General features: G+C 43.1%; 17 protein-coding genes and 1 rRNA gene. 1 reads left to right on the forward strand and 17 read right to left on the reverse strand.

All coding sequences use genetic code 11. The features are described 5' to 3' along the window. A 16S ribosomal RNA gene (locus HMPREF9624_RS07855) occupies positions 1–374 on the reverse strand; the annotation flags it as partial. Between the two features lie 395 nt (positions 375–769). Then, positions 770–979, reverse strand: coding sequence for a hypothetical protein (locus tag HMPREF9624_RS07860; RefSeq protein ID WP_009537304.1), 210 nt, complete (start codon positions 977–979; stop codon positions 770–772). A 314-nt stretch (positions 980–1,293) separates the two neighbouring features. Between HMPREF9624_RS07860 and msrA the strand changes: the two genes are divergently transcribed. Then, a complete protein-coding gene (gene msrA, locus HMPREF9624_RS07865) occupies positions 1,294–2,235 on the forward strand; it encodes a peptide-methionine (S)-S-oxide reductase MsrA (protein ID WP_009537305.1) in 942 nt (313 codons plus the stop codon). A gap of 67 nt (positions 2,236–2,302) precedes the next feature. On the opposite strand, the gene HMPREF9624_RS07870 is transcribed toward msrA, so the two are convergent. From HMPREF9624_RS07870 to alsB, 15 genes are all read right to left on the reverse strand, one after another. Next, entirely contained in the window at positions 2,303–2,929 is a 627-nt protein-coding gene (locus tag HMPREF9624_RS07870; protein WP_009537306.1) for a lactate utilization protein, read from the reverse strand. A 31-nt stretch (positions 2,930–2,960) separates the two neighbouring features. After that, a complete protein-coding gene (locus HMPREF9624_RS07875; protein ID WP_009537307.1) occupies positions 2,961–3,272 on the reverse strand; it encodes a hypothetical protein in 312 nt (103 codons plus the stop codon). A 183-nt stretch (positions 3,273–3,455) separates the two neighbouring features. Continuing rightward, the gene (locus tag HMPREF9624_RS07880) at positions 3,456–4,421 is read right to left on the reverse strand and encodes a UbiA prenyltransferase family protein (RefSeq protein WP_009537308.1); all 966 of its coding nucleotides are present in this window, start codon (positions 4,419–4,421) and stop codon (positions 3,456–3,458) included. Beyond that, positions 4,408–5,499, reverse strand: a complete 1,092-nt coding sequence (locus HMPREF9624_RS07885) for a phosphatidylserine decarboxylase (protein WP_009537309.1) — start codon at positions 5,497–5,499, stop codon at positions 4,408–4,410. Before HMPREF9624_RS07885 ends, HMPREF9624_RS07880 begins: the two co-directional genes overlap by 14 nt. A 12-nt stretch (positions 5,500–5,511) precedes the next feature. Next, positions 5,512–6,114: a CDP-alcohol phosphatidyltransferase family protein gene (locus HMPREF9624_RS07890; protein ID WP_009537310.1), complete on the reverse strand. Its 603-nt coding sequence runs from the start codon at positions 6,112–6,114 to the stop codon at positions 5,512–5,514. After that, positions 6,111–6,701, reverse strand: coding sequence for a CDP-archaeol synthase (locus HMPREF9624_RS07895; protein WP_009537311.1), 591 nt, complete (start codon positions 6,699–6,701; stop codon positions 6,111–6,113). Before HMPREF9624_RS07895 ends, HMPREF9624_RS07890 begins: the two co-directional genes overlap by 4 nt. A gap of 136 nt (positions 6,702–6,837) precedes the next feature. Further along, positions 6,838–7,197 carry a diacylglycerol kinase gene (locus HMPREF9624_RS07900; protein WP_009537312.1) on the reverse strand — a complete coding sequence of 120 codons (360 nt, stop codon included), beginning with the start codon at positions 7,195–7,197 and terminating at the stop codon, positions 6,838–6,840. 6 nt (positions 7,198–7,203) lie between these two features. Next, positions 7,204–8,286, reverse strand: coding sequence for a hypothetical protein (locus HMPREF9624_RS07905; protein WP_009537313.1), 1,083 nt, complete (start codon positions 8,284–8,286; stop codon positions 7,204–7,206). 69 nt (positions 8,287–8,355) lie between these two features. Then, the gene (locus HMPREF9624_RS07910) at positions 8,356–10,848 is read right to left on the reverse strand and encodes a PEP/pyruvate-binding domain-containing protein (RefSeq protein WP_009537314.1); all 2,493 of its coding nucleotides are present in this window, start codon (positions 10,846–10,848) and stop codon (positions 8,356–8,358) included. A 250-nt stretch (positions 10,849–11,098) separates the two neighbouring features. Further along, positions 11,099–11,557 carry a ribose 5-phosphate isomerase B gene (gene rpiB, locus HMPREF9624_RS07915; protein ID WP_009537315.1) on the reverse strand — a complete coding sequence of 153 codons (459 nt, stop codon included), beginning with the start codon at positions 11,555–11,557 and terminating at the stop codon, positions 11,099–11,101. 79 nt (positions 11,558–11,636) lie between these two features. Continuing rightward, the gene (alsK, locus tag HMPREF9624_RS07920) at positions 11,637–12,566 is read right to left on the reverse strand and encodes an allose kinase (RefSeq protein ID WP_009537316.1); all 930 of its coding nucleotides are present in this window, start codon (positions 12,564–12,566) and stop codon (positions 11,637–11,639) included. Continuing rightward, positions 12,559–13,275, reverse strand: a complete 717-nt coding sequence (gene alsE, locus HMPREF9624_RS07925) for a D-allulose 6-phosphate 3-epimerase (RefSeq protein ID WP_009537317.1) — start codon at positions 13,273–13,275, stop codon at positions 12,559–12,561. Before alsE ends, alsK begins: the two co-directional genes overlap by 8 nt. 65 nt (positions 13,276–13,340) lie before the next feature. Further along, a complete protein-coding gene (gene alsC / locus HMPREF9624_RS07930) occupies positions 13,341–14,303 on the reverse strand; it encodes a D-allose ABC transporter permease (RefSeq protein ID WP_009537318.1) in 963 nt (320 codons plus the stop codon). 4 nt (positions 14,304–14,307) lie between these two features. Then, positions 14,308–15,822: a sugar ABC transporter ATP-binding protein gene (locus HMPREF9624_RS07935; protein ID WP_009537319.1), complete on the reverse strand. Its 1,515-nt coding sequence runs from the start codon at positions 15,820–15,822 to the stop codon at positions 14,308–14,310. A 76-nt stretch (positions 15,823–15,898) separates the two neighbouring features. Beyond that, a complete protein-coding gene (alsB, locus tag HMPREF9624_RS07940; protein WP_009537320.1) occupies positions 15,899–16,957 on the reverse strand; it encodes a D-allose transporter substrate-binding protein in 1,059 nt (352 codons plus the stop codon). Positions 16,958–17,101 lie beyond the last annotated feature (144 nt).

The raw sequence follows: 17,101 nt of genomic DNA on the forward strand, positions 1-17,101 counted from the left end.
CCCCACTGCTGCCTCCCGTAGGAGTTTGGGCCGTGTCTCAGTCCCAATGTGGCCGGTCATCCTCTCAGATCGGCTACTGATCGTTGCTTTGGTAGGCTTTTACCCTGCCAACTGGCTAATCAGACGCGGGTCCATCTTATGGCGATAAATCTTTTCACACTGTACCATGCGGTACTGTGTGCTTATGCGGTATTAGCAGTGATTTCTCTCTGTTATCCCCCTCCATAAGGCAGGTTACCCACGTGTTACTCACCCGTCCGCCACTAGATAACGCATCTTCCGGCCGAAGCTTTCCAATACGCATCTCGTTCGACTTGCATGTGTTAGGCACGCCGCCAGCGTTCATCCTGAGCCAGGATCGAACTCTCATAATAAGTTAAGAGATTGCTCTCTTTAAGTTCTTTCTCCGGTCAAAACTTAGCTTAGCTTCATTTTGTCCTTTTTTACTTTTGGTTTATTAAACCGTTCGTGTAAGTTTCGTTTGAAACATTACTGAAAATTCTTTAGAATCTTCAGGGTCTGTGTATTATTCGATCTTTGATTTTCAAGGTACTTGCCGCCTCTCGTTTGGAGCGACAGCTTGTGTATTCTAGCATTAGGAAAAATCTCTGTCAAGCAATTTTTTTCGTTTTTGTATGAATTTTTTTATATCTTCCGTTTCAGATAAGAATTCCATATTTTTTCTATATTATAATCTGAACTTATTTCTTCAACAAAATATTGATCAACGCATTTTCTGGATTTTAATACAAAAGTATAATGCCCTCTCTTAAAACCTCTGTCCCGTAATCATTGCATAGATAGAGAAAAAGAACAGGAGTATAAATACGATGATGCGAATCGGGTTGAATCGAAAAGCCCAACCGCGCTGTTTTGCAATATAAATCCAGCCAATCTGTCCTGCTACACACAAAAAAGATACCACACACATAATTTGCCATGGATACTGTCTAAAAAAATTTCCAAACTGTTCGCCCATATTTTCCTCCCATTAAGCCCGAATTGCTATAGCACGCTTTATTCTGCTATCACCTTATCGCAACCCTTGCAAGATAGCATTCCGGACAAGCCCTGTCAAGCGGATTTCCTTGGTTTTCACCCTCCTATTTCCTTGGCTTCCAGCTCTATTCCCTTGGCTTCCGGCTCTCCTATTTTTCCTTTACTCCGATCTCCCTCATTTCCTCTATAGACAGTCTTCCTGTTCCGTTTATAATAATGCAGTAGCGGAAGCAATTTATCGATATTCCGCTATGATTGGAAAATTATTCTATTTCCTATAGGAAAGGAGTTTTCATGTCTAAAATAATTTATCTTGCCGGAGGCTGCTTCTGGGGTGTAGAAGCCTATTTTCAAAGAATTCCCGGTGTGCTTTCTACAAAATGCGGCTATGCAAACGGAAATACGGAGCATCCTACCTATAAAGAGGTCTGTCAAAATAATACCGGGCACGCGGAAACTGTTGAGATTACTTATGACGAAGAGTGTTTACCCTTAAAAAATCTCCTGCGCTACTATCTTCGGATTATTGATCCGACAAGCCTCAATAAGCAGGGAAACGATAGAGGAACCCAGTATCGCACCGGCATTTATTATATTGAAGAAAAAGATAAAGCGACAATTGAAGCGGTCTTAAAAAAAGAGCAAGAGAAATATCAGGGGGCCATTGTCGTAGAAGTTCTTCCGTTAAAGCGCTTTGACTCCGCAGAAGAATATCATCAAAGCTACCTCAGCAAAAATCCGGACGGCTACTGTCATATTCCATTGGCTCTTGCGGATGAGCCTCTTCTTGACGAGGAGAAATATCAGGCTTTACCTGAGGAAGAATTACAAAAAAAGCTCACAAAGGAAGAGTATGAGGTACTGGTTCACTCCGCCACCGACCGCCCCTTCGAAAATGTATATTGGGACACAACGGAAAAAGGGCTCTATGTGGACAGAGCCACGGGAGAGCCCCTATTTTCCTCCAAAGATAAATTCCAGTCTGGTTGCGGATGGCCGAGCTTCTCGAAGCCTATTGCTCAAGAAGTGATTCGCTACCTGGATGACGACAGCCTCGGTCGCCACAGAGTGGAAGTTCGCTCACAGGGGGGCGATTACCACCTCGGACATGTCTTTACGGACGGCCCGAAGGAGCTTGGAGGACTGCGCTATTGTATCAACTCCTCTTCCGTACGCTTTATTCCCTATGAAGATATGGAAAAGGAAGGCTACGGAGAGTTAAAAAAGTATATTTAAAGAGATACTCTTAGCGTTCCTTTCAGAGAACGCTTGGTATTTCTTTCGTCTCTATTCCTTCCGCCCTTTATAATCCGAGACTTTCATTCACAAGAATCACATGAATACGATCCGTATGACGGGAATACCGTGTAATTAAGAACTGGCAACAAATCGTATCCGGAGATTTGCAATCGGAACATCTTCCTGTCAGCTTACAGGGGGTTTTGATATCAAATCTCTGGGCGTTTGCCGGTGCGGCTATATTTCTGGCACGTTTCATAGCACTATCCAAGTCTGAACAGATCTTGTTCATGCTCACAATAAAAATAACCTTCTTCGGTCCCTGTGCAATGCAGGAAACTCGATTGGAATTACCGTCTATATTGACAAGAATTCCGTCATCCGTCATCGCATTCGCGCTGGCAAGAAAAATATCCGCATCATATGCTGCGAGGAGTGCTTCTCTCGGCTCCATCTTACTTCTGTCAATAAAATGATAGTCGCTTTCCTTGAGGGCGGAAACAAGCCCGATTTCCTGCGCACTCATGCAACCTCCCATGGAAATGCTGCTGCCCTTCGGGATAAGTTCCAAGGCCGTCTTTAACGCTTCCTCTTTATTCTTTGCATAATAACCGCTCATATTACGGGACTGCAGCCCTTTTATGACATGCTCTGCCAATACTGCATTTCTTTTCTCCAAATGAATGTCCATAGCTCTCCTCTTTCTCAACTTTATTTCATCTTTACTTTATCTTATGCTTCTTCATCTTCTCTTCAAAGATATCTGTAATAATCTTTCGGAGCTCTTCTCTTTCCTTCTCCGGAAGCGCACCCTCCTGTTTTGCTACTGCATAGAGTTCCGGATATTCCTTGGCTATCCTTTCAATGGTCTTGGTAGTGGCATGGCCTCTTACAAAAAAGGGAATCCTTTTAATCCATTCTTCCGGCACCAAATCTAAAATTTTATTTCCCGCCTCCTTATCGCTGATGACCGCCTCCGATAAGCCTTGCTTTATTTGCTCCTGTTCCTTTTCCGTAAAATCCTGTAATTCCATAATTCCCCTCCTTTTTACTCTATAGCTTTTCTCTTTCCTGACTGTTTCTATTATACCCATAATTTAAAGAAAAGCTTTAAAAAAAGAAATCCCTTTCCGTAAAGAAAGAGATTCCTTTTCTAAAAGAAGCTTTGATACTTTATGGCAAAGAAGATAGGATAAAGCAAAAATGGAAAAATAGCTTTAAATTCTTCCGAAAATCAAAAATCCCACTATCGTTAAAATCATCAGGCTTTCCTGAATATAGGTGTATCTTTCCACTTTGGACACAATGCGATAACGCCCCGGACTTTTTGCATAGTCATAGAAGCAGTAGGAACACCATAGAGCATTTAAGAAAAGAGCCAAGACAGACAGTCTGTTCAGTCTCCACACCAGAATAAAGTTCGTGCAAATGTCTACCCAGGTCAAAATAAAGACAAAGCGGATACATTTTTTATAGCCGAAAAGCTTGGAATAGGTCACATACTCCGTTTCCTCCTCCGGTGCCCGAATCTTCCGGGAAATCTCCCAGATGAGAGCCGGAAAATACAAGGTCAGCACGGCCATAAAATTGGTAATATCAAAAACCGGCAATTTGTATTTCATAATGGTATAAGAAATCACGTAAAGATTTAAAAGAATCTGCACCGGATTATGGGTAACAAGAGCCAGAGGAAGGGACTTTGCAATCTTATGCTTTTGGAAAAACCACACCGCCATTAAGCTTCCATAGGTGTAAAGAATAAAGCAGAAGATAAAGTTCTTCATAAAAAGGAAGTTAATCAGCAGGGTAAAGGAAATGAGTATGGTGGCAAAAATTCGTAAATCCGTCTTTGTGACCCTTCCGGAGGGAAGAGGCCGAAAGGCAAAAAGCCGTTTGTCCAGCTCGTAGTCCTTAAAGTCATCCGCAATTCTCAGCCAAAGCAAGAAGCTAAAAACCGTAAAACTGCAAATCAGCATCCCCAAAATATCATGCTGCACAAAAAAGCTGTAAAATGCCGACTGCCCCTCCACCGGCTGAAACGAAAGAAGCGTCTCCTTTCCCACCCCATGATTTAAGAGCACAATAAAGTAGATTTCCAGAAAAATCATGCCCCCCAGTCCCAGTCTTGGCACGATGGGGTACATTTCCTTAAAGTAAATATTTAATCGTTTAAGCCTTTCCATAGCCTATCCTTTCTCCGATTTCCAGCTTGGTTTCCAAGCCTTTATTCGTACTCTCAAAAAGGTCCTCATCAATCATGATTTTATCATTGAGTAACTCCACAATAGTCGAGCCTCCCAGAGAAAAATAGCCCTTTTCCTCTCCTGCTTGAAAGCGAAAAGCTAAATGTTTTTTCCTACAAGGTTTATTTTCCTTTTCTCTAAGGCATCCTACCGCTTTATCGAAAGACGGTTTAAATCCCAAGTGGTTATGAATATGCCCTACCAGCATTGCCCCCACTTCCACATGGAGGATTTTTCCCATGCCTTCCAACTCCAAAAGACTGATTTCTCTTTTATTTTCGGAAAATGCTTTAAAGTGGGCGGCCTCTTTACGCACGCTATCCAGTCTTCCTTTGATTTTCTTTGTTCTTAAAAGTCTTCCCCTTGCCGGGAAAATGTAGCGATGATAATCCGGCAGGCTCAGGCGAAAAACCAATAATGTTCCCCCTTTCAAGAATTCCGGACAGGAGGCTTTCAAGATTTTTTCTATGGAATAGAAATTCCCCTTGATTTCCAAAGGGAGCAGATTGGATTCCCCATTGTTTTCACTGCCGAGGAAGATGATTTTTCCTTCTTGGTCTATTTTATAGGCCTGAAGCTTTCCGGAAGATGTGGCATAGAAAGGTCGCTTTCCTGCCTGTCCTTTTTCATGCCTTTTTTCCTGTATCTTACCTTTCCATGCCTCTCCATTTTCCTTTGTATTCTCTCTCCCGGCCTCCCGTAAATACACGGCTTCTTTTCTGGAAAAGAAAGCCCCAAAGCTCTGATAATTCTTCTTTAAAAGTTCTTTGGAAAGTCCGTATTTTTCCACAAAAGGCGCAATATCTTTTTTAGAAAGAAAGCTATTGTAATACAAGCCTCGAAGAAAAGAAAAATAGGGACGGGCAAAAATCATTTTGAGAAGAACTCTCCCAAGAAAATGATGGTACAAAAAATAAATGGCTTTCTGCCCATACTCCTCTTCTTGAATCAGCCTTCCTGTTTTTCGCTCGATAATGGAAGGGGCGTTTTGCTCTTTTTGTTTTTGCTCTTTACTCATAGTCCTCTCCTCCTAGAGCTTTCTCACCAGCAATATCACAAAGAGAATCGCCAAAAGTAAAAGACCGATTCGGATTTTCAAACTAGGCTTTTTCATCTTGAAGTTAAAGACGAAGAAAAAAGCCAGTAAAGCATACAAAAGCTCTCCCGGAAAAATTTTCTCTATGGAAAAATAGATGCTGAATAATCCATAAAGAGGAATAAAAAAGGAAGCGTAGGTCACCGCAAGGCCGGTAAAATAATCCTTCTTTTCTCCTCCACTGGCATTAAAATAGGCAAGTCTGGTCACTACGGAAAGAAGATATAGCACTGAAAGCAGAAAAGAAAAGACTCCGAACTTGGCAAAATACTGAAGGAAAATCTGCACCGGAAAAACACCAAAGGAAATGAGATCCGATAAAGAATCAATTTGCACCCCGAAGGCTTTTTCCAAATCATTTCTTTGAAACGCATTGGCCACCATACCGTCAAAGGTATCGCAAAGCCCTGCTAAAATCAGTAAAATCAAAGAAAAAGCCGGGCTTTTCGAAAAAAAGATTCCGTATAAAGAAAGGGAAAGCCCAAGATAGGTTAAAAGCACACTGGGATGATAGACCCCAAGAAAAATTTTTTTCATAGATATTTCCTCACCCTAAAAAGAATCAGTAGGCAGTTCACGAAAACATGGGTAAGTCCTCCCAGGAAAATCGCAAATACAGTTTGTGCCGGTGTCAGATGCGCCAGGATACCAAGACAAAGCATAATTCCGAACATGGAATCAATCTGATCCAAAATAAAGAAAAACAGCTTTAGCCCTATCCTTCTATCTCCCTGCTCCGCCGCAGAAACCGAAAGCCTCCTTTTGATAAAGCTATTGGGCAGTTCAAAGAGCATATACAAAAAGCCGAAAAGCATGCCAATCAGGAAATTAAAGACCGGAGTATTTTCAAAATACAGATACAAAAGACTCCAATTATTTTTTCCCAAGCCCTGCAAAAGAAAGCCCCAAAAAACTTCCAGTATACCCGCAAGAGCAGTCATTAAAAGAAATCCCAAAACACTTTTGCTGTCCCCGAAAATCCGTTTTCCGTCTGTCCAGTTTTTTCCGCCGTCAATAGGCCTGCAACGACTTTTCAAAAAAGGAATTTTCAGAAATAGCATGTTGAAAACGCCTGCCAGAATCACCGGAAACATGGTGATGTATAAAGACATAATCCACTGCAATATAGGCTATCCTCCTCTATGAAAAAGGCCTCGTTCTCTCCGTTTTTAAACTTTCTTTCCCCGGAATGCTTTCGTTATACTTAAATACACCTAAATATGCCCAAACATACCCAAATATACCAAAAGAACTTTTCTGCTAGCCACAAAAATATTTTCCGATGGCAATTCCTTGAATCAGAAAAAAAGCAATACCGAAGCAAAGTACCCCTGCTGCCGCCAAATCCTTGGTTGCCTTAATTTCCGGATGTTCCTCCTTCGTCGCAAAATCCGAAAGATGCTCCACCGCCGTATTGACACACTCCATACCGTAGACCCCGGCAGAGCTCAAAATCACGGCATACCAGGTAGACAAATCCACCTTCAAATAAAAGAAATCCAATAGAAAAAACACCAGGTTAATCCCCAGATAATATTTATAGTTTTTTTCCGTCTTTAATCCGAAATAAAGTCCCTTAATGGCGCATAGCACACTTTGTCGAAACGTGATGTTCTTCATCTAAGTTTATGAAAACTCCTTTGCTAACAATACATACTCTCTAGCGGAAACACATTTATCCTGAAAATAGCCTTCGCTGGCCTTCCCTTTTTGAATGAGTGCCGCAATGGACTTGGCCTTTTTTCTTTTCAGTACTTCGGTTGCCAGCTGGGAAAACGCCAGCCCCAGTCCCTCTGAACCTTTCTTCACTGCCAAATACAAAAGAATATAGCAGCTTGGCCTTCTTCTTTTGAAAAGGATTTGCAAAAGAAGAATCGGATTAAGAGGCTTTTGCAGAAGATTCCCATAGTCCGGAAGACAGAGGAAGAAACCCTTAAGCTCCTCCTTATCATAAGCCAAAAAGACCATTTCTTCATCTACAATATACTTTAAAGAGCTGTAAAGGCTTACAAAGTTTTCTCGGGAAATGTTTCGAAAGCCTTGAAAATCCTTATAACGCTCCATTAAAAGCGGATAAATTTCAGAAAGATATCGCTCAAAGTTCTCTTTTGTAGGGTGCAAAAATTGGTAGCCCTTTTCCTGAAAATGTTCCAAGCGTTTCTTGCCTTTTGCATTCTCATAGGACGGCTCCAAAGCATCATAAAAGTTGGAAACATAGCGATTACAAATCTGAAAACCCGCCTTTTCAAAAAGATAAGGATAATAAGCTTTGTTCGCAGGTTCCCCGGTATAGGGCGTTTTCTCTTCCAAAGCAAAGCGATACCTTCCGAAAAAAGAAAGATCAATGGGACCTTTCAAGCCTTTCTTCCCCGCTTTTTTGGCTTCCTCTTCACAAGCTTCTAAAAGTAAAAGAGCCACTTCCTCTTCCTCTATACTTTCATAGAAGCCTACAAAACCGTAGTCCTCATCTTCATACAGCGTTAAAGCAATCCGCCCTGCTACGCTTTCTTTTCCCTCAGAAACGCTTACGCAAAGAAAGGGCAGAAAACGAAGGTTTCCCTGCACTAAGATGTGCTTTCCCGCAAGTACCGCTTCCTCCATTTTCCTGTCCTGCATAAGCTGTGCCTTTTTATACAGCATAGCGGGAAGATTTAAAAACTGCTCCCTCTCTCCTTGACTCTTTACAGCTTTGATTTGATAATTCTTCATTTTCCCTTTCTATTTAATACAAGTGAGCGAATAAAGTCCCGGATTTCCTCCCTCACTTGTATTGCAATCCTATTTTTCCTTTTGCTTTATAACACTGCAAATGCCTAAATCCCCATCTATCTCCACAATGTCTCCGCTGTGCAGCCCCGCCATAATATTCGGAATATTGACCACTGCAGGCTTTTCCAGCTCTCTTGCGAGAATGGCACTGTGGGATAGCAGAGATCCTCTTTCTGTAATGAGTCCTCCTGCCATATTGAGATACGGAAACCAGCCCGGATCCGTAGAATAGCTTAAGAGGATTTTCCCCTTCGCATCCATTGCCCTTACCTCTTGTAAGCTGTTAATCTTTAAAATCTCTCCTCGGAAAATGCCCTTGGAAACACCTCTCCCAAAGAAAACCCTTGGGGTAGAGTCCATTTCTTCTCTTCCCGCTTTTCTATCGTGAGCTTCTCCTTCTTCTTTTCTTTCAAGATTCGTAGACTCCAAGGAGAAAATATCCTCTGACTTTCCACTTTTTTCTTCTCTACTGCCTTTTCCCTTAACAAATTTATAGTTTAAACCCCTAATCTCTCCTGCCAGAGGATCTCTGTCTACCTTTCCGAGAAGTTTAACCCGAGACAAAACCGGAAGCCTTTCATAGGCCTTCCGTAGTTCCTTTTCTCTCGCAATTTTCAAGGAGAAATCTTTGCCGGAAAATAGCAATTCCTTCAACTCATCAAGGCTCAAATAGTACACATCAAAGCCTATGATTTTCTCTCCGATTTTATCTACAATCCGCCGCATTAGACCAAAGCATCTTGTGCGATGAAGACGGGAAATCTCCCTATTGTTACAAGAGGACTCGGCAAGGCGATAGAGGAAGGACTTTCGCTGTTTTGGCCCGGAAGCCTTTTCCATACGGCTCGTCTCTTCGCAATCTTTCTCCGAGCAATCTATCTCTACGCTATCTGTCTCAAAACTGCCTTTCTTCCCATAAGCTTTTTGAATACTATGCTCCGCTTCCAAAAACTCCGGCCTTTCCGCATTTTCGGTCTCTAAAGAATCCAAAATCCACCGGTCCAGTAGTTCTTCATTGGTTCTGTAGGTTCTGGTTTCCAGCTTCAACTCTCCCTCTATTCGATCCCCATAGGTAGAAATATAGCTTTTCTTTTCCATGCGGTATTCTTCGCTGTCTAAGCCATTCTTTTCGGCTACCTCCTTTAATGCGGAAAGCGCTCTTACGGGCTTCATGGTTTCTAAGGAAAATGCCGTTTTCTTCCCATATAAATGAGTGCTGATAAAGGACACCATATCATTCATCAAAGTAATATCCCACTCCCGCAGTAGATCTTCCTTCATTTCTAAAAAAATCCGATAGAGTGCCTTAGCATCTTCCTCCGCATCCACCCTTTTGCCGTACTCGGCATAGCGCTCCTGGAAAAACTTGTCCAGCTCCTTCATTTTCCTTTGGGAAACAAAAAAATAATAGCAAAATAAAAAGGCGATTCTGCACTTTAAAAAGAAACCCGGCTTCTTCTTGGAAAAGGATATTTCTTCATTGGATACCCCCAGCATTCCCTGCCAAACCGGAATAATCTTTCCGGAAAAGGGAAGGAGGCGCAAAATATCATACCAGGAGGAGATTTCATAATACATTCTTCCGGAAAATCCTCCCACCATGCGTTGAAAAAGTGCCTCGTAGGAAGAGACTTTCTTTCCCAAAAAACGTCTTCCTAAAGAAGTAAAAATCCCGCTATACATTTCTCCGGCAAAGCTCTCCGTTAAAGGAAGGCAAACTCCAGGAAAGCTTTCGGAGATATTGCTGTTGTCTAAAATCCGAACGGGAAGATGCATGTCTAAGGTGGTGATTTCTCTGGCCTGTAAAATGTAAACTTTGTCCTTTTCTATGGCAAATTCTATATCCATGGGCTTTTGAAAAAGCTGCTCTATTTTTTCTCCAAGAGTAAACAAAGTTTTCAGCTCTTCCTCGTCCAAAGCTAGACCGGTACCCTGTCCCTCTTGGTACAGGCATTCCCCCGGAAAATAATGGTAGGTTAGTACATTTTCCTGATCCTCCACCACCTTATCCCCAAGACCTTGTCCCAAAACAACTACCATTTCGCTAAGGATACCCTTGGGGTTTTTCGTAAACAGAACACCGGATTTTTCCGGAAACAGCATTTCCTGAATGAGCACCGTTTCTACCAAGACTTCTGCTTTTTTCTGTTCTGTGCTCTCCTGCTTTTCTGCGTTCTCCTGCCGTCCTTCTTTACCCTGCTGTTTTAGAACCTGTTCCGCTTTCCCCCTATTCGCCTTTTCTTTATATTCCAAACTGCCGGCATAGGAGGCAAAGACCTCCTGCACCGCTTCCTGTACCTTCTCCCTTTTCACATTTAAGCGCGTCAAAAACTGACCGGCAAAGGAATGCCCCCCGCCATCTTCTGCAGAAAAATTGGAGCGAACGGCAAAGTATTCCTTCTCAGAAAAAGAAAGATCCACTTCTTCATTTTCCGAAACCAGGATAAACTTCGGAACCGAAAATCCTTTCTCTTGTAAAATTTCTAAATGCCTTGCCTTCATGTTCTCTCCCAATAATGATGCTATACCTTTATTTCATGCGTTTTCTTTGTTCTATGCCATATCCCTATCAGACTTTTTCTTTATTTCATACGTTTTCTTAAATTCATACTCATTCGTATATTTTCTATTTAATTTCACTATACAAAGCAAGGCAGTACAATGCAAGCCAAGCGTGCATAGTCTTACAAAAAACCGGATGCAGTTCCCGCATCCGGTTTTCCGATTCATCATTCAATTTCTTTTAGACAGACTAGCATTGTGTGATATCTTTTCCTTCTTCAATAGCGGCAATCATATCCACTCTGGTCTGATGTCTTCCACCCTCATACTCTGCAGAAAGCCACTCTTCCACAATCATCTTAGCCAAGTCCTCTCCTACGACACGCGCGCCGAAGGCAAGGATATTGCTGTTGTTGTGCATCTTGGAGAGCTTTGCGGTATAGGGCTCAGAGCATACACAGGCACGAATCCCCTTGATTTTATTTGCCGCGAGGGAAATTCCCACACCGGTTCCGCAAATCAAGATACCATAATCCACCTCTCCCGAGGCCACCATCTTTCCAACCTTGTAGCCGGAAATGGGATAGTTGAAACGCTCTTCCGAATCCGTCCCTACATTGATTACTTCGATTCCCTTTTCTTCCAAAAAAGCCATAATGCATTTTTTTAAAGCTACCGCTACATGGTCATTTCCAATCGCAATTTTCATTTTTTCTTCCTTCTTCATAGTAAGATGTCTCTCGTTTCAGACAGGACAGTCCTTATACGGCTTTTTCATGCAGAATCCTCTATAAGTATGAACTGTCTTCCAAACGCTTTTTCCCGTAAAGGCAGGCACCAAGAACACCATTCTTCTGATCCATCTTGGAATATACAATCTCCATATTTTGCTCGGGATAAGGCTTTCTGGTAAATTCATGCGCATACTTTTCCAGCCTCTCCTTCGGAAATCCGCTCATCATCGGAAGGCCGCCGCCAAGTAAAATATAGTCCGGATCGAAGAGATTTTCCTCCGTCGCAATGACCTTTGCCATGTTGCGTACGAATAAATCTACTTCCGGGTCGTCCTTTTCCTCTATAAATATATCATCTATCCGGATGTTTGGGAATTTTTCTTTTTGTAAAGCCTGTAAAGCGATGCCGGAAACAATTGTTTCCAGGCAGCCTACATTTCCACAGGAGCACTTCTTCTCATTTAAGAGTACCGGCAAATGTCCCAATTCGGAGGCGACGCCATTTTTCCCTAAAAGAATTCTCCCATTCAGGAAAACGGCATTTCCCACACCGGTACCGAAGTAAATTGCGGAAACACTGCTCTCCTCCGAGATTCCCAGTTGCTCCATATCGTAAAGCAAGAGGTTATTGACATCTCTGTTAATAAAGACGGGAAGGCCTATTTTCTCCTGCATCTGATCCGTAAAGGCAAAATTATCCGGGAAAAGCGGGATATTCGGTGTCTGTAAAATGACTTTTCGCCTGCGGTCTATGGTGGAAGGAAGTCCTACGGAGAGAGCCTGAATTTCTATTTCTTCACAGAACTCCTTCTTATAATTCTGAAAGAGTCCGGCAAAGACGGAGAAAATATCTTCTCCCGCTTTAAAGAATTCCTGCGTTCTTTCTTCCCGGTAATGACTTAATATTCCATTCTGATCCACAAAGCCGATACGAAAACGAGTGCCCCCAATATCCATTCCTAAAATCCCACTGCGTTTAGGCATGATTCGCACTCTCCCTTCCTTCTACCTTGCTTACAGCCTCTTGGAATTGTGCTTTACAGAGCTTACATGCTTCTCTTAAGTCCTCATGTAAGGAGAAGAGTCCCGAACCGCCCACAATAAAATCGTCCGCACCGGCTTCCAAGAGCATCTCATAGGTGTTTTTATTGCATGATCCGTCAATCAAAATCCGATAATGGTATCCCTTCTCTTCACGCAGAGCCTTCGCCTGTCGAATCTTATCCAACATTTCCGGAATGAATTTCTGTCCTGCGAAGCCGACATCTACCGTCATTATGGTCATAACATCGATTCGGTTCAGATAGTGCTCGATATAGGAAAGTGCGGTAGCAGGATTCAAGGTGATTCCCACCTTTTTCCCCGCTCCTGCAATATACTGCATGGTGCGATATGCATTTGTGTTGATGGTTTCCGCATGAGGACTAATCATATCCACACCTGCCTCAATACAGGGATCCAGCCAGTCACTCGGATTTGTAGTCATAAGATGTACGTCCATCGGCTTCTTCACTGCAGGACGAATTGCCTTGGCAAAGTCCGGGCTTAAGGTGATGTTCTTACAAAAATGGCCATCCATGATATCGATATGATAGCCGTCCATTTCCTCTTCCAAAATCTTCAACTGCTCCTTGATGTCCAGAAAATCCATACACATCAGGCTTACCAGGATATTATGCTTCTTTGTTTCCATTTTCTATCTCCTTATCACGCTTCGAAAGCATTACAGGCCCCCGAAGCTTTTCTATACAGCACTTCCTATTTACTTCTTCCGCCGAAGAAACGATCCAGAGTCACCGCTACAATCAGAAGAATTCCCATTGCAAGCTGCTGGTAAAAGCTGGAAACTCCCGCCATGTTCAGTCCGTTATTGATGGTGCCGATAATCAGACCGCCGATAATCACCTTCGGAATGATTCCTACTCCTCCGAAGAAAGATGCTCCTCCGATAATCACCGCCTCAATGGCATAGGTCTCATAGCCTGTACCCGCATTGGGTTCAGCCGCTGCAAGTCTTGCAATATTAACCATACCGGCAAGAGCCGCACAAAGACCGGACAGTGCAAAGGCAATTACGGTATGACGATTTACCGTGATTCCCGCATACCAAGCCGCCTGCGGATTACCGCCAATCGCATAAAGGTTACGACCGCACTGCGTTTTCCAGGTAAATAGGCTTAAAACCAGAGCCGTAAGTAGGGCTATCATGACCGGAACCGGGAAAAAAAGGAAATGTCCTCCAATGGTTGTTTGGAAAGAAGTCGGTAAACCGGAAACCGATCTTGCATTCGTCAGAATATACACTAAGGAACGAAGAATTGCCTGGGTACCCAGAGTAATGATAAAGGGTGGAAGTCCCGTTCCCGTCACAAGAATTCCGTTCAAAACGCCGATTCCGAGCCCGAATAATACCACTCCGACAAGAATGGCAAGCACCGGTGAAAAGCCGAAGTCAACCATCAGCTTCGCCGTTAAAGCACCGGATAAAGCCATAATGGAAGAAATACTTAAATCGATTCCCCCGAGTAAGATTGCAAAAAACTCTCCCAATCCAAGTAAGATGTAAATGGAACTTTGCTCAATAATCTTTACCAGGTTGGCAGGTGTTAAAAAGGACTTCGGTCTTAAAATACCGAATACCAAAATCATAATGCACAGGATGGACACCGTAGAATATCTGTCCCAAAACTGCGCAAACTTATTTGTTTTCCCCTGACTCATTGTTCTATCCTCCATTTCCGGTGGCCAGCATCGCCAGCTTTTCTTCGGTGGCTTCGGTAATGTCAAATTCTCCTCTGACCTTTCCCTCAGCCATTACCATGATACGATCACAGACTGCCAGAAGTTCCGGCATCTCACTGGAAACCACAATCACGATGATTCCGTTTTCTGCAAGTCTTCGCATCATCTTATAGATTTCACTCTTTGTTCCGACATCAATTCCCTTGGTAGGCTCATCAAATATAAGAACCTTTACTCCTGCCGAAATCCATTTTCCAAGAATCACCTTCTGCTGGTTTCCTCCGGAAAGATTCTTTGTCAACTGCGCATCGCCGGCCCATTTAATCTGCAAATCCAGCTTAGCCTTCTCGGCCATCTCTTTCTCATTTTTCTCCTGTATCAGACCGCAGACACCGCCAAACTTCGATTTTTTCAGTAAGCTCGCAATGGAGATATTTCGTTTATTGGAAAAGTTTTGGAAAAATCCGGTTTCTCTTCGATTCTCCGTAACCAAACCGATTCCGTTCTTTAAAGCATCATAGGGAGTATGAATCGTTAAGCGTTTCCCTTCCAGAAGAATTTCACCGGAAGTTTTGGGCACCGCTCCGAAAATCGCTTCCATCGCTTCCGAGCGTCCTGCACCGACAAGGCCGGAAAGGCCGACGATTTCGCCCTTTCTTACCTGCATATGGAAGTCCCTTACCTTCCCGTCCTTTCTACTTAAATTCTTAACCTCAAATACCACTTCTCCAAATGAACCATGGCCTTCCTGGTAGGATTTTTCCAACTCTCTTCCCACCATAAGGCGAACCATGTCTTCTTCTGATAAGTCGGAAACATTCCAGGTTCCGACGTAATTTCCATCCTTTAATATACTGATTCTATCCCCGATTTCTTTGATTTCCGAAAGCTTATGGGAGATAAAAACAATTCCGATTCCCTTACTTTTTAAATCGCGAATAATTTCAAAAAGCTTCTTTACTTCACTCTCCGTAAGAGAGGACGTCGGCTCATCCATTACAATGCATTTTGCATCAAAGGAGATGGCCTTCGCAATTTCCAGCATCTGCTTCTCACTGATGCTGAGCTCCGAGGCCATTTTGTTCGGTTCATACTTATCCAGATTAACCTGTTTCAATAATTTTTTGGTATCCTGATTTAATTTTGCGTAATCAATGGTGGATACGGGCCCCAATTTTTTACTCTGCATCCTGCCCATAAAGATATTTTCACGAATGTCCAGCCAATTTACAACACTCAGTTCCTGGTAGATAATACTGATTCCGCCCTCCCTGGATAGGCGAGGGTTCAGTTTACTGTGTTCGACCCCATTTAGGACAATACTGCCGCTGTCCGGGTGATAAACCCCCGATAACACTTTCATCAGCGTAGACTTGCCTGCTCCATTTTCCCCTAAAAGAACGTGTACTTCTCCTGGTTTTACGGAAAAAGAAATATTGGATAGTGCTTTTACACCGGGAAAGCTTTTATTAATATTTCTCATTTCTACAATATTCATTTCTTTTCCCTCTTTCTAGACAGGGTTATGAAGAAGCAAAACGTTTCCCCATAACCCTGTGATTGATTCGATACTATTAATTTAAGTAGGACTTTGCATTGTCTTTGTTAATCAGAATGGCTTCGATGCCGTAGGTCTTGAATTCCTTCCCTACTTCCGGCTTCTCACCGTTCTTAACAGCTTCTACGAGTAAGTCTAAGGACTTTGCGCCGATAGCCTTCGGATCCTGTGCAACGGTTGCAGTCATCTCGCCCTTATCTACAGCGGAAATGGCTTCCTTGTCTCCGTCTGTTCCGCAAACCAGGATGTCTTTTCCCGCCTTCTTTACCGCTTCCGCAATACCGAGTGCCATAGTATCGTTACAAGCATAGAAAGCCTTTAAATCCGGATGTGCATTCATCATGTTGGTTGCTACGTCAAATGCCTTTGTTCTGTCCCAGTCAGCAGGCTGGCTGTCAACCAACTTCATGCCTGCCTCTTCGAATGCGGCCTTGGCACCGTCTCTTCTCTGCTCACCGGAGATGGCTCCTGCCTTACCTTCGATGATGGCTACTTCACTGCCCTTTTCCAGCTGCTTTGTCAGCTCTTCACCGGCCATCTTTCCTACAGCCTGGTTATCTGTAGCTACATAAGCGGATAAAGCGCCGCCAAGCTTGCCAAGAGCATCCGCATTGATCTTCTCGTCAATATCCACTACTACGATTCCGGCCTTGGTTGCCTGTGCAATCGCGTTGTTCAGGTTTACATCGGAAATAGGAGCAACACCGATTGCCTTATACTTTCCGGAGGAAATGAAGTTCTCTAAAATGGTAACCTGTCCCTCAACATCATCCTCCGTATTTCCGGACTGAATGTCTACCGTAACGTTGAGCTTCTTTGCCTCATCCTCAATGCCGGCCTTCATGTCCTGCCAGAACTGGCTGGATTGTGTCTTCAAAACAATAGCATAAGCTTCGTCTCCGGATGCTGCTTCCCCAGCCTTCTCTGTCTCTCCGGCCTTCTCGCTTGCCTCTGCTGCTGCCTTTGTCTCTCCTGCAGCAGCTGTGGTCTCTGCAGTCTTCGCAGCACCGGCACCGCAAGCGCTCAGTGCCATAGCGGCAGCTGCAACTAAAGCTACAATTTTACCTTTTCTCATAAATATCCTCCTTTTTGAGAAATCGTTTACTCTACAACGTAAAAAAAATAATATGTAGTCGTTTCTCCACCTTTTTACGTAATACACTGTATAATCTTTTCTCCGAATGATGTCAATCCTGTACAAAGATTTTCTCTTTTATGT

The organism is Oribacterium asaccharolyticum ACB7 (assembly GCF_000238075.1).
In the GTDB taxonomy this organism is placed as follows: domain Bacteria; phylum Bacillota; class Clostridia; order Lachnospirales; family Lachnospiraceae; genus Oribacterium; species Oribacterium asaccharolyticum.